This is a genomic window from Vibrio sp. TAP-3B (assembly GCF_057784735.1).
Window position 1 is genome coordinate 319,821 of record NZ_CM173496.1, and the last position, 19,473, is coordinate 339,293.

At 45.6% G+C, this 19,473-nt stretch carries 17 protein-coding genes and 3 pseudogenes; 7 read left to right on the forward strand and 13 right to left on the reverse strand.

The genetic code is table 11. From position 1 onward, the window contains the following. Positions 1 to 155: 155 nt before the first annotated feature. Positions 156 to 1,379, forward strand: a pseudogene (gene trpB, locus AC3D28_RS15890) (tryptophan synthase subunit beta). Between the two features lie 76 nt (positions 1,380 to 1,455). Here the strand turns inward: trpB and AC3D28_RS15895 are convergent. From AC3D28_RS15895 to AC3D28_RS15930, 8 genes and pseudogenes are all read right to left on the reverse strand, one after another. Continuing rightward, positions 1,456 to 1,568, reverse strand: a pseudogene (locus AC3D28_RS15895) (putative quorum-sensing-regulated virulence factor); the annotation flags it as partial. Positions 1,569 to 1,761: 193 nt separating this feature from the next. Then, positions 1,762 to 2,424: an HAD family hydrolase gene (locus AC3D28_RS15900; RefSeq protein ID WP_488536642.1), complete on the reverse strand. Its 663-nt coding sequence runs from the start codon at positions 2,422 to 2,424 to the stop codon at positions 1,762 to 1,764. Positions 2,425 to 2,454: 30 nt separating this feature from the next. Beyond that, positions 2,455 to 2,659, reverse strand: a pseudogene (locus AC3D28_RS15905) (multidrug transporter); the annotation flags it as partial. 67 nt (positions 2,660 to 2,726) lie between these two features. Continuing rightward, positions 2,727 to 3,431, reverse strand: a complete 705-nt coding sequence (phnR, locus tag AC3D28_RS15910) for a phosphonate utilization transcriptional regulator PhnR (RefSeq protein ID WP_098414123.1) — start codon at positions 3,429 to 3,431, stop codon at positions 2,727 to 2,729. A 9-nt stretch (positions 3,432 to 3,440) separates the two neighbouring features. Further along, positions 3,441 to 5,165, reverse strand: coding sequence for a putative 2-aminoethylphosphonate ABC transporter permease subunit (locus AC3D28_RS15915; RefSeq protein WP_488536643.1), 1,725 nt, complete (start codon positions 5,163 to 5,165; stop codon positions 3,441 to 3,443). Positions 5,166 to 5,172: 7 nt separating this feature from the next. Beyond that, positions 5,173 to 6,279 carry a putative 2-aminoethylphosphonate ABC transporter ATP-binding protein gene (locus AC3D28_RS15920; RefSeq protein WP_488536644.1) on the reverse strand — a complete coding sequence of 369 codons (1,107 nt, stop codon included), beginning with the start codon at positions 6,277 to 6,279 and terminating at the stop codon, positions 5,173 to 5,175. 144 nt (positions 6,280 to 6,423) lie between these two features. Continuing rightward, positions 6,424 to 7,836 carry an FAD-dependent oxidoreductase gene (locus AC3D28_RS15925; RefSeq protein WP_488536645.1) on the reverse strand — a complete coding sequence of 471 codons (1,413 nt, stop codon included), beginning with the start codon at positions 7,834 to 7,836 and terminating at the stop codon, positions 6,424 to 6,426. A gap of 101 nt (positions 7,837 to 7,937) precedes the next feature. Next, the gene (locus AC3D28_RS15930; RefSeq protein WP_488536646.1) at positions 7,938 to 8,948 is read right to left on the reverse strand and encodes a putative 2-aminoethylphosphonate ABC transporter substrate-binding protein; all 1,011 of its coding nucleotides are present in this window, start codon (positions 8,946 to 8,948) and stop codon (positions 7,938 to 7,940) included. A 265-nt stretch (positions 8,949 to 9,213) separates the two neighbouring features. Between AC3D28_RS15930 and phnW the strand changes: the two genes are divergently transcribed. From phnW to AC3D28_RS15950, 4 genes are all read left to right on the forward strand, one after another. Then, positions 9,214 to 10,338 carry a 2-aminoethylphosphonate--pyruvate transaminase gene (gene phnW / locus AC3D28_RS15935; protein ID WP_488536647.1) on the forward strand — a complete coding sequence of 375 codons (1,125 nt, stop codon included), beginning with the start codon at positions 9,214 to 9,216 and terminating at the stop codon, positions 10,336 to 10,338. Between the two features lie 11 nt (positions 10,339 to 10,349). Continuing rightward, positions 10,350 to 11,729 carry an aspartate aminotransferase family protein gene (locus tag AC3D28_RS15940; protein ID WP_488536648.1) on the forward strand — a complete coding sequence of 460 codons (1,380 nt, stop codon included), beginning with the start codon at positions 10,350 to 10,352 and terminating at the stop codon, positions 11,727 to 11,729. 66 nt (positions 11,730 to 11,795) lie between these two features. After that, positions 11,796 to 12,611, forward strand: coding sequence for a phosphonoacetaldehyde hydrolase (phnX, locus tag AC3D28_RS15945; protein ID WP_488536649.1), 816 nt, complete (start codon positions 11,796 to 11,798; stop codon positions 12,609 to 12,611). A 292-nt stretch (positions 12,612 to 12,903) separates the two neighbouring features. Next, positions 12,904 to 13,242, forward strand: a complete 339-nt coding sequence (locus tag AC3D28_RS15950; RefSeq protein ID WP_488536650.1) for a cytosolic protein — start codon at positions 12,904 to 12,906, stop codon at positions 13,240 to 13,242. A 272-nt stretch (positions 13,243 to 13,514) separates the two neighbouring features. On the opposite strand, the gene AC3D28_RS15955 is transcribed toward AC3D28_RS15950, so the two are convergent. Continuing rightward, positions 13,515 to 13,730, reverse strand: a complete 216-nt coding sequence (locus AC3D28_RS15955) for a DUF3820 family protein (RefSeq protein WP_098414145.1) — start codon at positions 13,728 to 13,730, stop codon at positions 13,515 to 13,517. Positions 13,731 to 13,860: 130 nt separating this feature from the next. Here AC3D28_RS15955 and AC3D28_RS15960 point away from each other — a divergent pair, with 130 nt between their 5' ends. Further along, complete coding sequence (locus AC3D28_RS15960; RefSeq protein ID WP_098414516.1) at positions 13,861 to 14,169, forward strand: cysteine-rich CWC family protein; 309 nt, start codon at positions 13,861 to 13,863, stop codon at positions 14,167 to 14,169. A gap of 87 nt (positions 14,170 to 14,256) precedes the next feature. On the opposite strand, the gene AC3D28_RS15965 is transcribed toward AC3D28_RS15960, so the two are convergent. Then, positions 14,257 to 14,580: a 4a-hydroxytetrahydrobiopterin dehydratase gene (locus AC3D28_RS15965; RefSeq protein WP_488536651.1), complete on the reverse strand. Its 324-nt coding sequence runs from the start codon at positions 14,578 to 14,580 to the stop codon at positions 14,257 to 14,259. Beyond that, complete coding sequence (gene phhA / locus AC3D28_RS15970; RefSeq protein ID WP_488536652.1) at positions 14,570 to 15,364, reverse strand: phenylalanine 4-monooxygenase; 795 nt, start codon at positions 15,362 to 15,364, stop codon at positions 14,570 to 14,572. Before phhA ends, AC3D28_RS15965 begins: the two co-directional genes overlap by 11 nt. 220 nt (positions 15,365 to 15,584) lie before the next feature. On the opposite strand from phhA, the gene AC3D28_RS15975 reads away from it, so the two are divergent. Beyond that, positions 15,585 to 17,564 carry an acetoacetate--CoA ligase gene (locus AC3D28_RS15975; protein ID WP_488536653.1) on the forward strand — a complete coding sequence of 660 codons (1,980 nt, stop codon included), beginning with the start codon at positions 15,585 to 15,587 and terminating at the stop codon, positions 17,562 to 17,564. On the opposite strand, the gene cyoE is transcribed toward AC3D28_RS15975, so the two are convergent. Next, on the reverse strand, positions 17,553 to 18,461 hold the full coding sequence (cyoE, locus tag AC3D28_RS15980; RefSeq protein ID WP_488536654.1) for a heme o synthase: 909 nt from the start codon (positions 18,459 to 18,461) through the stop codon (positions 17,553 to 17,555). The genes AC3D28_RS15975 and cyoE overlap by 12 nt on opposite strands. Next, positions 18,454 to 19,473 carry a COX15/CtaA family protein gene (locus AC3D28_RS15985; protein ID WP_488536655.1) on the reverse strand — a complete coding sequence of 340 codons (1,020 nt, stop codon included), beginning with the start codon at positions 19,471 to 19,473 and terminating at the stop codon, positions 18,454 to 18,456. The genes cyoE and AC3D28_RS15985 overlap by 8 nt, the downstream gene beginning before the upstream one ends.

Here is a 19,473-nt window from a genome sequence, read left to right on the forward strand (position 1 = left end):
TACGCCTAACTATATAAGTACTCATTAGCTCAAACAGAATGCACTTCCTTACTAGTTCGCGAGCTCAGCATCACAATTTAAGCAACTGGTCACACAATAAGTTTAAAATTTTGGGTATAAAAGTATCAGTACTTTCGTTAACTAGGATGTAAATAATGAAGAACTCTTTCGACCTCACCATGCCCAACGAAGATGGATACTTTGGTGAATATGGTGGCAGCTTTGTACCTCCAGAGCTTGAACAAATCATGCACGATATCAATGCGGCCTATGAGGCGTGCAGCAAAGACCCTGAATTTAAAGCTGAGTAGACTCGCCTCTATAAGCACTTTGTTGGTCGGCCTAGCCCAATCTTTCATGCGGAAAACTTGTCTAAAAAATACGGCACAGATATCTATCTGAAACGCGAAGACCTCAACCACACAGGCGCACACAAAATTAACCACTGTTTAGGAGAAGCAATTCTCGCTAAAAAGATGGGCAAGAAGAAGTTAATTGCCGAAACTGGCGCAGGTCAACATGGCGTTGCTCTCGCTACCGCTGCCGCACTGGTTGGTTTAGAGTGCGATATTTACATGGGTGAAGTCGACATCGCGAAAGAGCATCCCAATGTTGTTCGTATGAGAATTCTTGGCGCCAATGTCATTCCGGCTACGCATGGACGCAAAACGTTGAAAGAAGCGGTCGATGCAGCATTTGAGGCTTACTTAAAAGATCCAGACACGCAGCTTTACGCCATTGGCTCAGTAGTTGGCCCTCATCCATTCCCAAAAATGGTTCGAGACTTCCAATCTATCATCGGTAACGAAGCGCGAGTGCAATTTAAAGACATGACCGGAACGTTACCCCACAACCTCGTGGCTTGTGTCGGGGGTGGCTCGAATGCTATGGGATTGTTCAGCGCATTCCTAGAAGATGACAACGTCGATATTCACGGTGTCGAACCTGCTGGCCGTTCTTTACAACAAGTCGGTGAACACGCTGCGACTCTAACACTGGGCGAGCCTGGCATCATGCACGGGTTTAAATCCTACATGCTGAAAGATGAGCAAGGCGAACCGCAACAAGTTTATTCAGTGGCAAGTGGGCTGGATTACCCTTCAGTTGGCCCTCAACACAGTTATCTGAAAGACATCGGTCGTGTTAATTATGGCTCAATCGCCGATGATGAAGCCATTGATGCATTCTTTGAGTTGTCACGTGAAGAAGGGATCATTCCAGCGATTGAATCCGCTCATGCTGTCGCATACGCCATCAAACTCGCGAAACAAGGAGTGACTGGTTCGATTCTGCTTAATTTATCTGGCCGTGGCGATAAAGACATCGACTTTGTGGTTGAAAACTACGGCGCAAAATACGGCATTGAATCACTCATCTAAACCTTATCATCCTTTTTACTTATTAGAACAAAGCCACCTATTGTAAGGTGGCTTTGTTCTTTGTGTTTAAGCGTACTCACATCCGTTTCAGTGGTTTCACCACACTATCTAAACCTTCAATTTTGAGAGCCAAACACAACTTGAGCTCCCCTAACTCACCACTGGCCTGCCTTTCTTATCGATCAATAAAAAAACAAATTCCTAGGGGAGTTTCATTTATTGCTGTCACTCACTTTTGGACAAAACCTTGTTTGATCTCTTACATAAATTAGCATTTCTTCAGGCAAGGTGGTCTAACCAGATAGATCTCGTATCTAGCGGAATGGTGACTTTTCACCGACTCAACGCTGGAAAACAGTAATGTTAATAGGCGAGGAACACTTTACGCTCCCCAACTCAGTATGGGCCAATTGCGATCAACCCCAATGGTTCTTAATCTAAGAGATGGATTAACAAGGTAGGTATAGTCAGCATACTCACACAATGGTAAATCGTTAATGGAATCCGTAAAAAAGTGAATCTCCGAAAAGGACTGTGCCGTTTCATTCAGCCACTGCTCTAGTCGAGTAACCTTACCTTCACGATAAGTCGCTATTCCGTTTATTTCAGAACTGTAGCAAGCTTGCTGTTCGATCAGGTCGATTCCCAATGCAGTTTTAATACCTAAATGACGAGCGACAACTTCAACTAAAAAAGTGACGCTAGCTGAAACAATAATGATATCAACTTCATCCTGTATTAACCTCTCAATCAGGGACTTAGACTGAGTAAACTGCTTAGGTAGAATATAACGCTTCACACACTCTTCAACCAGCTCACTTATCTGTTTTTTTGGGATGGTAGCAAGAGGTTCCAGAGAAAAATCTAAGTAGCACTGAATGTCCATTTCCCCTTCTGCGTAGAGGTTCATCAGACGCCTATCTTCTTCAATAAAATTACGATCAGTTACGATGCCTTTTTCGACTAAAAATTCGTTCCAAATCATAGAACAATCCGCTTTAATCAGTGTTTCATCCAAATCAAATACGTACAAAGGTTTAGACATTATTTTTTCCAATTAATCATATCAGAGCGTTAATCGAACCAGAGACACCATTTGTGAAATGTCGCTAATGAACAGTAGTCCCCAAAACTCACTCGATAAGGACGGCACATGCAGGAAAGCAGGCTGCCATGGTAAAAGCGAGCCCAGCAAAGTCTGAGTTGCTTTTACCAAGGATGTTCCAGCCTGCATGGAGAACAGCAGAAAATACGACGAGACTAATCGCCAACAAATTCATTTCAATGTTCCTGCCTGAATAAAATAAAGGGCTCCGAGATGGAGCCTTAGATAATGAGAAAATCCACTTAACGATTGAGTTCCGCAAGAGATTCAATGCTGATGGCATCATGTCGCCAATACTCAATATCGCAATCAATCAACTCACCGTGTTGGTTGTAGTTGATACGTTCAACCACCATTGCAGGCGTACCAGACGTCGCGCGTAATGCCTGTGCCACCTCACCCAACAAAGTACTCGTCGAAATTCGGTAGCGAATTTTTTGATACGTCACCCCGTAGTGCTCACGATAAATGTCGGTTAACGAGTTTGATAAATCATAAGACAACAAGTTGGGAAAAATCTCTGGGCGAATATAGTTCGTGACATAAACCACTGGACGCTCTTCTAGGTAACGAACGCGGTCGACACGAAATACATCGGAAAACGGCTGAAGATCCAACAAACGAGCGGCCAATTTATTAGCCAACGTCCCTTTTGCTGCCACTAACTCCGTTTTTGGCACACGATTTTGCGCTTTCGCCATGTTCGGGAAATTCAGCGTTTGGGTTGGGTCGTAACGCAATGGCTCGGGAGAGATAAACCAACCTCGGCGATCTTCGCGATAGATTCGACCTTCCGCTTCCAGCAATGATAAGGCTTCACGCAGAGTGACACGCGTAGTATCGAATGACTCCGCCAATTTACGCTCTGCTGGCAGTTTTTGACGCGGCGATAGCATGCCCGCTTCAATCTGTTCAACAATCGAATCTTTAATTTTTACGTATTGCACGAAGTGTCCTTATCTTTTGCGCCAAGCTTGTGTGCGATTCTCTAACAATTTACCCAAAGTCATCTGAACAATCTTCGCAATTGCGGCAGCAATCATGATCATCACAGCCATTGCCGCTGCAGCGCCAGTTTGACCTGCATCGTCCATATTCAGAATCGAGACCGAAGCCGGAATCGTATCGGTTGAGTAAAGGAATACTACCGCAGAAGTGGTGGTCAATGCATTAACAAACAAGTAAGACGCAATGTCCAAAATCGCGGGTAAACACACGGGTAATGTTACTTTAAAGAACAACTTGTATTGAGGAAGCTTCACCGATGCCGCCATAGCTTCAATCTCTGATGGCAACTGTTTTAGCGCTGTCAGCGCTGTCATATGACCCACTGTGTAGTAATGCACTACGGTGTTAATCACCAAGAATGCCATGGTCCCATAAAGCACGTTCAAAGGATTATTCGCATCGTTGAAGTAAAAGATGTAGCCCAAACCAAGCACCATACCCGGAACTGTCATTGGCACTACGCTGAGCATTTGCATCGCTTGACGAATTGGACCAAACGCGCGCCCTTTCTCAATGCAGTAAGCACCGACAAAGATGATGGCTGTACCCATAACAGCAGTCCAACCTGCCAGCGTTAGCGAGTTGAAGAAAGGGCTCCAACCGTAAGTGCTCACCTCGGCAAAGTTGTAGTTGTTCAGCGTTAGTGCCTTGTTCCATGGCCAGAATGTTACGAGTGAACCATATACAGCCATGCCCAACACCGCCAGCACTGCGATAGAAATAATGGTGCAGTATATCAAGCAAATACTGTCACGCGCTTTATTGGGTTCTGGTTGATAAGGCACTGAACGTGTATCGAATAAGCTCTTTTGTTTTTTCTGTACCCAACGGTCTGCGCCAAATGCAATTACTGCAGGAAATAAAAGCATAATGCTGGTCACTGCCCCCATAGCAAAGTTTTGCTGTCCCACCACTTGCTTGAAGATGTCGGTCGCCAAAACGTTGTAGCTGCCACCGATCACTTTCGGCACACCAAAATCAGTGATAACCAGCGTGAAGACCACGATAAGCGTACTGATCAAACCGAATTTCGCCGCAGGTAATGTCACCATAAAAAAGGTTTTCATTGGTGAGGTTTTAAGTGCATGGGCTGCTTCATACAATCGAGCATCCGAGGTGCGCAGAGAAGTAGTCAAAATCATCAATGCATGTGGGAATGTCCAAAAAATCAACCCAATCGCGATACCAATCACGCCGTAAACCGAGTTTCCTAGCAACATCTCTTTGGCAATGCCTTGATTACCGAAAAGGAAGATCAAACTGATTGCAGGCAACAGCGAGGGCGCAAGGATCGGCGCAGTACCTAGGACTTGAAACAAGCCTTTAAACGGCATGCATGAGCGAGTTAACGCGTAGGCATAGCCAAACGCAAGCACACCCACTACCGAGGTAACAATCACGCCCAAAGTGAAGGTGTTGCTGACTGAAACCCACAAGCTTGAAGAAGAAAAGTAAGTCGCAAAGTTGGCTAAACCAACAAACTCACCATCGCTGTTTTGTACACTCTTAGTCAACATTGCCCAAAGCGGCATTAAGATGAACAGCACCATCATGGTCGACAAGCCAGCGAGTAAACCAAACAACACAAGTTTGTCACGGCTGACACGTCCGAGTAAGGGTTTTGCTTTGTCTTGACTGGTGAAGCTATTCATCGTCATTGTCTTCGCATCCATATTACACCTACGCTGCTAGCGATTTATCAACCGAGGGCACGGCGTAACCATGCAGCTCTTCTTCAGCAAACTGGATGTAACGTACATCGCCCGCCTTGATATTGAGTTTTTGAACCGTTTCCACAGGCACATCCACCACGATGGTTTTCGTTGAACTGTCGTTTTGCAATACACAGTCAATGCGGAAAAACGCCCCCAGAAACTCAGTTGCCGTAACACGTGCTGGTAAAGAGTTGCTGTAGTGTTCAACAAACTTGATGCTTTCAGGACGCACAGCAAGATCGAAGCGGTCGCCCCGTTGGATCTTACGATTGGTCAAGCTTGGCGCTGGCATCAAGGTTTCAGCAATACGTACTTGGGAATCCGTTGCGACTGACGTTTCTATAAAGTTCATGCTGCCGACAAACTCAGCAACAAAGCGTGTGGCTGGTTGTTGATAGATTTCTTGAGGAGTGCCGACTTGCTCAATCACGCCATGATTCATCACCACGATGCGATCGGCCATCGACAGCGCTTCATCCTGATCGTGCGTGACCATAATGGTCGTGATACCGAGCTTGCGTTGCAGCTTACAAATTTCATTACGCAAGTGTACGCGCACTTTTGCATCCAGCGCTGACAGCGGCTCATCAAGTAATAGTAGACCCGGAGACAACGCCAATGCACGAGCTAAAGCCACACGCTGTTGTTGACCACCAGAAAGTTGGTTAGGAAATTTCTCACCAGATGTAGGAAGACCAATGGTTTCTAACCAGTAATCCACTTTCTCTAGCGCTTCTTTGGTCGACATGCCTTGGTTCTTCAAACCCACCGCAATGTTCTCTTGCACGGTTAGGTTTGGAAACAGCGCGTAAGATTGGAATACGATGCCGAAATCGCGCTTCTCTGGTGGTAGGAATGTGGTCTCTTGATCGTTTTGAAAAATCGCACCAGACGTTGGTAGGTCTAAACCTGCAATGGCACGTAGTAGAGTGGTTTTACCGCAACCAGAAGGGCCAAGAAAACAAACAAACTCGCCCTTTTCAATCGCTAGCGAGATTTTCTTTAATGCAGTGAACTGTCCGAATTGCTTCACTACATTTTCAATATTTAGGTAATGTTGGTTAGTTGACATAGTACATGCTCCAAGTGGTATACACCAAATTTAGCTTTGGATTGTTACGTTCGAATGACAAATTTATAGAAAAAACACGAAAGTGACGGAATAACAAAAGAACAAGCGGCGCCTCTAGGAGTGCAGCTTCAAAAACGGAAAATGTTAACTGATTTTATCTGCTTTTCCTGCTGGGCCTGCTAACTTGGCTAACTGTTTATCTATCCAAAGTGGCGCTTTCTCGTTATCTTCTGCATTCTCTTTTCTTCGGACAGCATCCCGCACCAACATCGCACCGATCCAACGAAACGGCTCTGGCGGAAAATGACCTAATGGGCCATTTGTCATACCGCATCGTGTCCATGAACTATCAAGACCTAAAACCAATGACGATAGTATTTTTCCGCCAATACGTGTTTGAGCAACACCGTTACCTGAATAACCTAAGCCATAAAATATGTTTGATTGATTATTGAGCCTACCGAAAAATGGCAGACCGGAAACCGATCTATCTGAGCCGCCAGACCAATGATAGGCAAAAGACGATTGCTGCAACTTAGGAAATAGCTTTTGAAATGCTCGATTCAACAGAGGTAAATAATTGCTAGGCTGATTACACATTGGATCAACCTTGTTTGCGAACGAGAATTTATTTCCACCTTTTCCAAGCATTAAGCGTCCATCACGAGTGTCTCGATAGTAGTGCACGAATATCCTTGAATCGACAACTGCAACCCCCTTTTCTGGGCCGTCTTTTTCAAGGCGTTTTGCGATTGGGTTGGTGATCACCATATCGGAAGACACAACCACGATGCTTCGTTTAAACTCTCTGAAATGTTCAACCATCCAAGCATTTAGTGCAATTACCACCTTATCGGCCACCAGCGCACCGTTGGGAGTCGTTAATTTGGCTGGTTGGCCATATTCAAGTTTGGTCATGGGGCTATTCTCAAAAACTTGGATCCCCATTTTTAATGCAACCTTACGCAGCCCTCGAGCTAAAAGAGCGGGTTGAACACTGCCTGCTGCTGGTGAGTAATAGCCCTCGATATGTCGATCAGAGCCGGCTTTCTTAGTAACCGCCTCCCCACACTTTTGCCAACTGTTGATCCCTAACCTCTTTAATTCATCAACAACAGGTTGCATCCCTCCTCTTTGTGCCTGATTGGTTGCTGTATAGTATGTGCCACTTCTGTTCAGATGTGCATCAATACCATGATGCTCACAAAATTCTTCAATTTCATAAATTACCTTTTCTGACTCCTCAACTAACCACTTGGCTTGCTGTTCACCATACAATTTTTTTAGAGTCGGGTACTTGGTCGACCACGTTAACATACAGCCACCATTTGCCCCCGAAGCACCACTCCCACAGAGTGATTTTTCAATAATTGCGATATCTTTATCGGGTTGTTGTTGCTTTAATAGTATCGCGGTCCATAACCCTGTATACCCGCCACCAACAATAGCGATATCACAAGACCGCTCCTCTCTGAGCTGGGTGTAAGTGACTTGCTCGAAAGAGCCAAATTCTTGTTCAATGGCTTGTTTGAACCAATAAGAGTGGTGTTGTTTCATTGTATATTTCCTGGAGAGGTACTGAGTAATTGGTGACCCAATGACAAACAAAGGAAGACAATGTCTTCCTTTATCGGTAAAGGAGTTAAAGAGATCAATAACTACGATTTTGGCTCTGATTTCGCGTCGAACTTCTCAGACCATGCCGCTAGGATCTCTGCACGCTTGCTACCCATTTGCGCAAAATCCATCTTCGCCATATTCTCTTGAACGTTCGGGAAGTTAGAAACTTCAGCTTTCACTTCTTTATGTGCCACCACTGGGTACATTTCTATGTAAAGCTCATTTGCCGCTTTAGATATTGACCAGTCGACAACGCGTTTCGCTGCATCTGACTCTTTAATTAGACCAACCGCTTCTGATTCCCAGCCGATGCCTTTTGGTGTGATAACCGCTAGCGGTGCCCCTTGCGTTTTCAGCTTCGCGCCGCGGCTTGCCATCGAAATACCGATAGCCACTTCGCCCATACCTGCTTGAACGCATGGCTTAGAGCCAGAGTGCGTATAGTGTGCAATGTTCTTGTCTAGGTCACGCATGTAGTTCCATGCCTGCTCTTCCCCCATGTTTTGTAGCCAAGCTGAAACCTGCATGTAGCCAGTACCAGAAGAAGCTGGGTTGGGCATTGCAATGTGCCCTTTGTAAACTGGCTTCGTTAGGTCTTCCCAAGACGTTGGTTTAGGCAGGTTAAGTTGTTTCGCTACCGCTTCGTTGAAACAGACGGCGTTAAAGAACGCATCATTACCGAACCAAGCTTGGTTTGATTGAGGGTCATTTAGGTTCGCGTGCAGCTCTTCCAAACCTTTTGGTGTGTAAGGCTTAAGAAGACCTTCATTTTTAAGCAGTGCCATTGACGAGCCCGCAAGACCCCAAACCACTTCCGCTTGAGGGTTGTTCTTTTCTGCCAGCAATTTCGCCGTCATGATACCGGTTGAATCGCGAACCCACTTAATCTTGATGTCTGGGTTGTCTTTCTCAAACGCAGACTTGTATTTGGCAAGAATGTCAGTTTCGAAAGCGGTGTAAACCGTGACTTCCTGTGCGGCCATTGCATTCGTTGCTAGCAGAGAGACAAGTACAGCCAGCGATCCTTTCATCAAACGGTTTTTCATCATTTTCTCCAGTTAATTTGGCTAGTGTTACCTTGGTATGTACCAGTTGACGATAACCACCCTACTGAGCCTTTGTGACGAAATCATGACCGTTAAATGGCAGTTTTACGAAAATTGGCGATCATTACTCGTTCAATTGATCCACCATTTTCTGGATATTAAAGTTTTATGAAATTGAATAGTTGCCTATTTACTGCCCTTTCCTTCCTCGCTAGAGTGAACTTGAAACTTGGTATACACCAAATGACCTATTCTGATGGAAATCGAGATGAAAAACGAATATCTACTACTGACTCCAGGTCCTCTATCTACTTCTGAAACGGTACGTGAAGCCATGCTAAAAGACTGGTGTACTTGGGATGATGACTACAACAAAGACATTGTAGAAGTGATCCGCACTAAGCTCGTAAACTTAGCGACTGAACAAGGCGGTTACACCAGCGTGTTAATGCAAGGTAGCGGCACAGCATCAGTAGAAGCGACGATTGGCAGCGCCATTGGCAAAGATGGAAAGTTGTTGGTTGTCGACAACGGTGCCTACGGTGCACGTATCGCTCAGATCGCTGATTATCTAAATATTCCATGCCATGTAGTTTCCCCAGGCGAAACATCACAACCACACTTGAACGAAGTGGAAACTGCATTGGCATCGGATCCTGCTATCACACACGTGGCAATTGTTCACTGTGAGACAACCACTGGCATGCTTAACCCAATTGAGGCGTTTGCTTCTGCGGCAAAAGCGCACGGTAAAGTGGTGATTCTCAATGCCATGTCGAGCTTTGGTGGCATCCCTATCGATATCGCGGAACTAGGCATCGACTTTATGATCAGCTCTGCAAACAAATGTATTCAAGGCGTACCGGGTTTTGGCTTTGTGATTGCGAAACAAACTGAACTCGAAAAGTGCCAAGGTCAGACACGTTCTTTGAGCCTTGACCTTTACGACCAATGGCACTGCATGGAAGTGAACCACGGCAAATGGCGTTTCACGTCTCCGACGCACACGGTTCGCGCTTTCTACCAAGCATTATTAGAGCTGGAACAAGAAGGCGGGATCGAATCCCGTCACAACCGTTACCAGACTAACCAGAAAACACTGGTTGCAGGTATGCGTTCTTTAGGTTTCGAACCACTACTGAGTGATGACCTTCACTCGCCAATCATCACTTCTTTCTACTCTCCGACGCACAGTGATTACCAATTCAAAACGTTCTACACGCGTTTGAAAGAGCAAGGTTTCGTGATTTATCCGGGTAAAGTATCGAACGCAGACTGTTTCCGCATCGGCAACATTGGTGAAGTTTACCCAGCAGATATCGAGCGTTTAATCGGTGCGATTGAAAAAGCAATGTACTGGCAACACGAACCAGAGCAAGAGTTGACGAACTGAGATAAGTCACGATGAGCCAGAATATCAACCCGACTCATTTCCGCAGCGAAGGCGATGTCAACACGACGCCGGCTCGCCAAGCTTGGAATGCATCAATGGACGACGAACGCACACAAGCATTGTTGAAGCGTGATTCGGAGGTCTTTCTTCATCAAGCCATGTCGACGCCTTGCTTAGATACCTTGGAAGCAGCAGAAGGCATCTATCTCCAAGATGCCACGGGCAAAAAGTACATGGATTTCCATGGCAATAACGTCCACCAGTTGGGCTACGGTCACCCACATGTGATTCAACGAGTGCAAGAGCAAATTGCCAAACTGCCGTTTTCACCACGTCGTTTTACCAACGAGACCGCGATTGAATGTGCCGAAAAGATCACACAAATCTGTGGCGGCGAGTTGAACCGCGTGTTGTTCGCTCCGGGTGGCACATCTGCGGTTGGCATGGCACTTAAACTAGCGCGCCACATCACGGGCAACTACAAGGTGGTGTCTCTGTGGGATTCCTTCCACGGCGCATCGTTAGATGCCATTTCAGTGGGTGGCGAAGCGTGTTTCCGCCAAAGCATGGGACCATTAATGGCAGGCGTTGAGCGCATTCCACCAGCAGTGTCTTATCGTGGCGCTTTCCCAGTCGCAGACGGTAGCGATGTGCATTACGCCGACTACCTTGAGTACGTGATTGAGAAAGAAGGCGGCGTGGGCGCGTTTATCGCAGAAGCAGTTCGCAACACGGATGTTCAAGTGCCAAGTAAAGCCTACTGGAAACGCATCCGAGAAATCTGTGACAAACACAATGTCATGCTGATCATCGACGACATCCCCAACGCCATGGGTCGCAGCGGCGAATGGTTTACCTACCAAGCCTACGACATCGAGCCAGATATGCTCTGCATCGGTAAAGGCTTGGGCGGTGGCTTAGTGCCTATCGCAGCCATGGTGACCAAAGACAAATACAACACTGCCGAGCAAATCTCCATGGGTCATTACACTCATGAGAAAAGCCCTATCGGTTGTGCTGCAGCACTGGCAACCATGGAAGCCATTGAGCAAGAAGGCTTGTTAGATAAGGCTAAAGCCGACAACCAGTTCATGCGTGAAAAGCTGCTAGAGATGAAAGCCAAGTACCCAGTGATTGGTGATGTACGTGGCATCGGCATGTTGTGGGGCATTGAGCTGGTCAGTGACCACGAGACCAAAGCGCGTGCGTATGACGAAGCAGAAGCCGTGTTGTACCAATGCTTCAACAATGGCGTGAGCTTCAAGGTATCGCAAGGCAATGTGATTCAACTCAGCCCACCGCTGATCATCACTCGCGAACAACTGACAGAAGCGCTGGCAATCTTCGAAGAAGCCATCGCCAAAGTGTGCAAAGACTTTAACTACTTCTAACCTCAAATCCAGAGCGCAGTTCAAACGTTTAGACAGCGCTCTGGCAAACAAGAAAAAGGATTGAACATGAGCAACTCACCAATTCAAGCAGTGATCTTTGACTGGGCTGGCACTATCGTCGATTTCGGCTCTTTTGCACCCACCAGCATCTTTGTGGAAGCGTTTAAGCAAGGCTTTGATTTCGACATTGACCTTGAAGAAGCGCGCGAGCCAATGGGGCTTGGTAAATGGGATCACATCCAAGCTGTTGGTCGCATCCCTGCGGTTGATAAGCGTTGGAATGAGAAGTTTGGTCGCTCAATGACTAGCGAAGACATCGACGCTATCTATGCGGCGTTTATGCCTCTGCAAAAAGCCAAAGTTGCAGACCACGCCGAGCCCATTCTAAATGCCATTGAAGTCGTGAACGGTCTGAAAGACAAAGGCATCAAGATCGGTTCTTGCTCTGGTTACCCTCGCGAAGTGATGGATGTACTGATTCCAGTTGCGGCGGATTACGGCTACAAACCAGATTATGTAGTAGCAACGGATGACCTGCCTCAAGGTGGTCGCCCTGCACCATTTATGGCACTGAAGAACTTGATTGAGCTGAACGTGACCAGCGTTAACGCGTGTATCAAAGTGGATGACGCAGCACCGGGCATCGATGAAGGTCATAACGCCAGTATGTGGACTGTTGGTTTGCTGCTTTCTGGTAACGAAGCGGGTCTAACATTTGAAGAATACCAAGCAGCGGATGAAGCAACGCTTAATGCCGCTCGTGAAAAAGCACGTGCAAAATTGATCAAGAGCTCACCGCATTACCTAATCGATACTATCGCTGACTTCCCAGAAGTAGTTGCAGATATCGAACGTCGCCTTGCGGCAGGTGAGCGTCCATAGGATTCATGTACAAAACCTCTAGCTCAACTGAATTCTCAATTGAGTTAGAGGCAATTGTAGTGGCATAGTGAATTTGGCCATATAGTTAGATAAGGAAAAGTAAATAAAAGATCGCTTTGGTGAAGTTTGTGTCGAATCGGTTGAAACAAAAAAAGGGGCAAAGATGAGTTTCAAGTTGGCCTAGTGAATGTCCAGAAATGACACAGAATTACCGCCTTAGCAACTAAATCTCTCCTACGTTCTGCCCCCTGATAGTGATAGAATCCCCGCATCAGAATTACCGAGAAACTCTATGTTTATACATCATGTTAACGGCATCGACTGGCTGGTGATTACAGCTTTTGAAGAACTGAAACCTCTATTTATTGAAGAAGCTGGGTCTATTCCCACTTACTTCTCTAGCGCTAGCGAATTGAGCCTGATTGATCAAGCCAAGCGCGCTTATGGATATTTGCCTACACTCCGCGGCGTCATCACCGATACTGGCACTTTTCAACGCCAGGATAACGAAGAAGATTTACCCCCAATGCTTGCCTGTCTAGTGGAAGGGCGCGGCCGAGTATTTATCTATAATGCCGGTTATGTAGCTTTTGTGGATGACGAACAAACCTTTATAACTCGGATGGACTGAAAATTATTCAGTAAGTTGAAATCGGCGAATTGGCATCCCTAGCCGTTCATCCGCAAGCGTTTCGCTTGTTAACAGGGCGTGAATTGAATGGAGCCGGATCCTAGCTTCAATAAGAAAAGCAATGTACATGTTCTGCGCATTAGCTAATTCTATTACCACAATTATGTGTTCTAAAACGCTAGCGGGCAAAAAAGAGTCAGCCTGACGGTCTGACTCTTTTGAATGAAAACACATGGTATCGTGGAAAAGTTTAGGGGGAAGGTTGTGGCTGGTTACATCCGCTTCAAAGGCTTCACGACACTATCTAAACCTTCAATCTTTAGGGCTAAGCAAAGCTTAAGTAAATCGCCCAGTTCACCGCCCGGCCATCCTTTTTTATCGAACCACAAGAGATATTCCTCAGGGAGGTCGATCAACACTCGCCCTGCGTATTTACCAAAAGGCATTTGTATTCTAGCGAGCTTAATGAGGTTTTCTTTTTCTAGCATAAATAAGTGAATTTCATTTCAGATGTCTGGCCCAAGAGTACCACTCCAGATGTTTCCTCACCAGTTTAATACTGCTTCAGCCCGCTCTATGCTAGAGTACGCGACATTCAAAAATCACTATGAGAATACTATGAAATCACCTTGCTTGGCCGCGTGTAAAAACAGTGGCGGAATATGTTCAGGTTGTCATCGAACCATGGATGAAATTATCCAATGGAAAGATAAAACCGATGAGCAACGGGAGAACATCATAGACCAGATCACAGGTATAAATGCAACGCATCACTGCCCCGAGTGTAGAACTCAAGCATATTGTGATATTGCAGCGGGTAAAGAGACCTGCTGGTGCTTTACTATCGAAACTCGTGACTTGCCCAAACCCAACTCTACTCAGCTGTGTTTATGTCGTAAATGCTTGGAAAAAAAGCCAATATTATAGACAGCCATCATACATTTGTTCAGAGGCTTACCAAATTACACGTCCATCCACATTCAATCATTGACCGATCATTGCTATATATAAAAATCATGCATCACACTTAGAGGCGCAGATAAAGTCGTTTTTATGTAGACCTTTGAGCGAGTGGCTCCACCACGTTACAGTAACTTTGCCCCACTCTAGTAAAATAGCAGGATGATGAAACTCATCTTCTGCGAGTTCAGCAATCTTGTTACTGAACGCCCACGCTTGTTTGAAGTTCTTAAACTGGTAAGCCTTTTCTAGTTGAGGAATTCCGTCCCTTTCAATAATCTGCCAATCAGACAATTGCAGCAGCAGAGCTTGTTGCTCCTCTTTGCTAAGTGCAATGGCATCAATACTACAAGCTTCACATTTTTGTTCATTCAACATGGGCAGACTCCTTGAGTTCGAAAAGCGGCGGAAGCAGTCCAGCTTCAATCGCTAGATCGACTTGTTTCAATAAATTCAGCTGACTGATTGTGAAAAGTTGGGAAAAACTCTCAATCACGAAATACTTAGGTTGCATGATGTCAATTCGATACGGCGTTCTCAATACCGTATGTAAGTCAAAGGAGTCACGAATCGCGATATCACTCTCCAGCGCATAAATGGTTTCCGCCGGAGAAGAGAGGATACCGCCGCCATAAATTTTGGGTTTATGCCCTTGTTTCACCAAACCAAACTCAACCGTAAACCAATAGAGTCGTGCCAAATAGGCTCTTTGCTTCGGTGTGGCAGCTTGTCCAAGTTGACCGTAGAACTCAGTAAAAGCGGCGAAATCGTGGTTGGTTAACATCGCGCAATGACCAAATATCTCATGGAAGAAATCCGGTTCCTGTAAATAATTGAATTCTTCTCGAGTGCGTAAGAACGTGGCGACAGGGAAGCGTTTATTCCCTAATAGTTTGAAAAATCTATCAAAGTCGATAAGCGCTGGCACAGGTTCAACTTGCCAACCCGTTGCTTTCAGCAATACACGGTTAATTTCCGGTAACTGAGGGACGCGGTCTTGTGGTAAATCGAGCAGCGTTAAGCCATGCAGATAAGCGTCACAAGCTCGGTCTTGAATAACGCTCATTTGTCGTGTCATTAAGTCTCGCCAAATGGCATCTTCTTCATGGCTCCATTCAACCTTGCCATCTTGATCAATGGGTCTAGAACGATACTGAGTCATGGCATATCTCAATCAACAATTCATTTACATTAAGCCTATCCGCAGTCTTAAAAGCTTCCAGTTCTGACACAACTTTACCAAACAGCTTCTGATGTAAGACATTATTTACAATAAATTTCAAGATATTGATTTGTAAAGGTTAATATATAATTCAAAGGTTTGACTTTATTGCATATCCCTCTCAAACTTAACATGTTACCACCTTGTTATAGAGGGCCCCATGCGTGAGAGCAGTAAAATATGGCAACCGAGCGCAAGTCGCATCGAAGCCGCCAACGTTACACAGTTTATAGAACACATCAATCGCCAAGGAAACGACTTAAAAAGCTTTGCCGAGTTGCATCAATGGTCACTCGATAATGTAGAGTCATTTTGGCAAGAGGTGTGGCTATTCTGCGACGTAATTGGCACTCAAGGAGAAGTGATAAAAGAGCAAACTGACAGCCGTTGGCAACAACCCGTTGTTAATCGCGATACACTTTGGTTTCCACAAGCGCTTATTAACTATGCAGAAAATTTATTAACCTTTGCTTGCCACCAACCTGATGACATCGCAATTTGGTTTGAAAATGAGAACGCACAAAGACAAACCTATACATGGCAACAACTGTGTGAAGAAGTTTCGAGTGTCCAGCAATGGCTAAAAGAGTGCGGGGTCAAGCAAGGTGATGTGGTCGCAGGCTTTTTGCCTCACCTCCCTCAAACCGTTATCGCCATGCTAGCAACCACCAGCTTAGGGGCCATATGGACATCCACGTCTCCTGATTTTGGGATCGAAAGCGTTTTGGAACGTTTTGGCCAAGTAAAACCTAAAATTCTATTTACTTGTGATGGTTATACCTTCAATGGCAAAAGCTTCGATATATCAGAAAATAATCAGCATATTGCCGATCACCTCGATGGGCTCAAACAGGTTTGTCAAATTAGCTATCTTAAGCCGCAGGTTGTTGAGTGCGACGTATGTACCCAAGACTGGCAAAACATTCTTAATCAATACACTCCTGAAGCGCTGTCTTTCACGCGTGTCAATTTTAACGACCCGTTATTTGTCCTCTACTCGTCAGGTACTACTGGTAAACCAAAGTGCATTGTACATTCTGTCGGGGGAACAATTCTGAACCATGTCAAAGAACACCAGCTGCATTGTGATATTCAACCGAATGAACGAATCTTTTATTACACTACCTGCGGTTGGATGATGTGGAACTGGCATGTATCTGCTTTAGCCAGCGGTGCATGCTTAGTCATTTTTGACGGTAGCCCTGTTTACCCAGCTCATAATGTTCTCTGGGACCTAGCCCAACGAGCCGAAGTCACCCTTTTTGGCACTTCTGCTAAATATCTGGAAGCGCTAGAAAAAGCCAGCTTTTCACCGCAGCAAAGTGATCCACTTCCGAACCTGAAAACCATCTGTTCAACGGGGTCTGTTCTTTATCCTGAGCAATTCGATTATGTTTATCAGCATATCAAAGAGGATGTGCATTTGGCGTCCATCTCTGGCGGAACGGATATCTGCGGTTGTTTTGTATTAGGCAACCCGATTTCTCCTGTTTACCGAGGAGAATGCCAGTCCGCGGGATTAGGTGTCGATGTAAGAGTGTTTAGCCCACAGGGAAAAAGCGTGGTTGGAGAGCGCGGAGAATTGGTTTGTGCTAACGCATTACCTAATTTCCCTTGCGGCTTTTGGAATGATACCGGAGAACGTTATCACCGTGCCTATTGGGATAAGTTCGACAATGTTTGGCACCATGGTGACGATATCGAAAAGAGTGAAGTGGGTGGTTACGTTTTTTATGGCCGAAGTGATACCACGCTCAACCCTAGTGGCGTCAGAATTGGTACTGCTGAAATCTATCAGCAAGTGAATGCTATTGATGGCATTGTGGACTCCATTGCAGTCGGGAAAGAAGTCGACCGAAACGAACAAATATGGTTATTTGTTCAGTTAGTGAACGGGATAAAATTAAACGATGATCTTATCGCATCCATCAAAGCACAGCTTAAATCTGCGTGTTCCCCTCGACATGTCCCCAGTGCAATCTATGCCATCAGTGACATTCCTAAAACGCGTTCAGGCAAGTTAGTAGAATTAGCGGTAAAACAAATGGTAAACCACCGCGACGTTGAAAATATCGGCGCGATAGCTAACCCTGAAGCGTTAGAAGAAATACGTGCTGTTCTACCCAAGTTATGTGGGTAGAACACCAATATAGTAGTCAGCGAGTAGTGCGATAAACAAAGCAAAAAGGTGATAAATAGAGAATTTAAACGTTTCCATCGCGCTGTTTGCCTCTGGCGCGTATTTAAGCTTCCAAGCGTGGTACATAAAACCGGCATTGAGCAACAGAGACGCAAACAGATAAACCAAGCCGGCCATCCCGACCAACACGGGCATGACGCAAACTAACGTCAGTAACACTGTATACAACAAAATAGAGGTTTTGGTGTACTCAATACCATGAGTGACCGGCAACATTGGAATATCAACCTTACGATAATCCTCCACGCGATGAATCGCGAGCGCCCAAAAGTGTGGCGGTGTCCAAATAAAGATGATCATCACTAGCAGCCAAGCATTAGCATGCAGTTCACCTGTCACGGCCGTCCACCCCAAAAGGGGCGGCATAGCACCGGCAATCCCAGCAATAACGATATTTTGCGGTGTTGCACGCTTTAGGTACATGGTGTACACCATCGCGTAACCTAGTAAACTCATAAAAGTCAGCCACGCCGTGAGCGAGTTAACCCAAGTATACAAAAGAATAAAACCGAGCAAACCCAACACAGTTGCGAAAACCATTACCGAGAATGGATTGGTGTCGCCTGACGGCAGTGGACGTCTATGCGTACGTGCCATTTTTGCGTCAACACGCCTATCAATCAGATGATTAAATGCGGCCGCAGAACCTGCCATCAAGCCGATGCCAATTAAACCTACCATCGCTTGTAACCAAGGAAAGTCCACCACAGGCGCTAAACTCATCCCCACCAGTGCAGTAACCAGCATTAACGCCACCACTTTAGGTTTCGTCAGCTTAAAATAAACGGAACTCAGTCGCTTTTGACTGCTCAACGATAGCGCGATTTCTTTACTCATAGCGAACTCCTTTCGCGGTGTAACTCCAATCCATTTTCCCCTGCCACAAATAAAACTGGCTTACACAAACGAGACTCAACATAATCGCAGCGCCGAGGTTATGCGCGACAGCCACATAAATAGGGAGTTGAAATACGACATTACTTACTCCCAACATAAGTTGGCAAGCAAGTACAAACATTAACCACCCTCCAATTCTTTGAGAATAATGTGAGTCCTGCTTCATTAACATAACGCAATAAATCAATACCAACGCAGCAGTAACGATAGCACCGATGCGATGCGTGACATGTATGGTCATTCTTGCCGGGTACTCCAACACTCCAAACTCATAATTGTCGAACCCGCTTTGCCAGAAAGAAAACGCCTCTTTCCATGAGAGATAACTCATCCAATCTCCCTCACAAATCGGCAACGTGGTACACATCAACGCGGCATAGTTTGACGAAGTCCATCCTCCAAGGAGTACCTGCATAAATACGACCAGAAAAACCAGTAATGAGAAGCCTCGCAGCGAGCGGGAAGATGGAGAAAAGTAGAGCGTATTTTGCGCTTTTAACTGACAATAAAAGACCGCTTGCAAAGCAAGCAAAGTAAAACCACCCAGCAAGTGAAGCATTACGATGACTGGCATTAATTTGAGCGTGACGGTCCACATCCCCAACAACGCCTGCCCGACCACCAATACACTGAGCAATATTGGCATCGTGGGATTCACTCGCTCAGATCTCATTGATATCACGGCCATTGCAAAAATAACTAAACCTAGCGTTCCTGCAAAATAGCGATGAATCATTTCAAGCCATGCTTTCTCATGCTCTACCGCGCGCTCTGGAAAATTGCTGTTGGCGCGTATTACGTCTTCCTCTTGATGAGGTACGGTTAAATGTCCGTAACAACCCGGCCAATCCGGGCAACCTAAGCCAGCGTCAGCAAGACGAGTGTAGGCCCCTAGCATGATCACCACTAAGGTAAGGAGTAAACTGAATCTAACTAAGTGAGTTAAGTTCAT

Bases quoted from the DNA above. Each gene is read 5' to 3' on its own strand.
- phnX (WP_488536649.1), top strand. From the start codon at position 11,796: ATGAGCAACTCACCAATTCAAGCAGTGATCTTTGACTGGGCTGGCACT.
- AC3D28_RS15930 (WP_488536646.1), bottom strand. From the start codon at position 8,948: ATGATGAAAAACCGTTTGATGAAAGGATCGCTGGCTGTACTTGTCTCT.
- AC3D28_RS15950 (WP_488536650.1), top strand. From the start codon at position 12,904: ATGTTTATACATCATGTTAACGGCATCGACTGGCTGGTGATTACAGCT.
- AC3D28_RS15960 (WP_098414516.1), top strand. From the start codon at position 13,861: ATGAAATCACCTTGCTTGGCCGCGTGTAAAAACAGTGGCGGAATATGT.
- AC3D28_RS15965 (WP_488536651.1), bottom strand. From the start codon at position 14,580: ATGTTGAATGAACAAAAATGTGAAGCTTGTAGTATTGATGCCATTGCA.
- AC3D28_RS15955 (WP_098414145.1), bottom strand. From the start codon at position 13,730: ATGCTAGAAAAAGAAAACCTCATTAAGCTCGCTAGAATACAAATGCCT.
- AC3D28_RS15920 (WP_488536644.1), bottom strand. From the start codon at position 6,279: ATGTCAACTAACCAACATTACCTAAATATTGAAAATGTAGTGAAGCAA.
- AC3D28_RS15900 (WP_488536642.1), bottom strand. From the start codon at position 2,424: ATGTCTAAACCTTTGTACGTATTTGATTTGGATGAAACACTGATTAAA.
- AC3D28_RS15915 (WP_488536643.1), bottom strand. From the start codon at position 5,165: ATGGATGCGAAGACAATGACGATGAATAGCTTCACCAGTCAAGACAAA.
- cyoE (WP_488536654.1), bottom strand. From the start codon at position 18,461: ATGAGTAAAGAAATCGCGCTATCGTTGAGCAGTCAAAAGCGACTGAGT.
- phnW (WP_488536647.1), top strand. From the start codon at position 9,214: ATGAAAAACGAATATCTACTACTGACTCCAGGTCCTCTATCTACTTCT.
- phhA (WP_488536652.1), bottom strand. From the start codon at position 15,364: ATGACTCAGTATCGTTCTAGACCCATTGATCAAGATGGCAAGGTTGAA.
- AC3D28_RS15940 (WP_488536648.1), top strand. From the start codon at position 10,350: ATGAGCCAGAATATCAACCCGACTCATTTCCGCAGCGAAGGCGATGTC.
- AC3D28_RS15985 (WP_488536655.1), bottom strand. From the start codon at position 19,473: ATGAACTTAACTCACTTAGTTAGATTCAGTTTACTCCTTACCTTAGTG.
- AC3D28_RS15975 (WP_488536653.1), top strand. From the start codon at position 15,585: ATGCGTGAGAGCAGTAAAATATGGCAACCGAGCGCAAGTCGCATCGAA.
- AC3D28_RS15925 (WP_488536645.1), bottom strand. From the start codon at position 7,836: ATGAAACAACACCACTCTTATTGGTTCAAACAAGCCATTGAACAAGAA.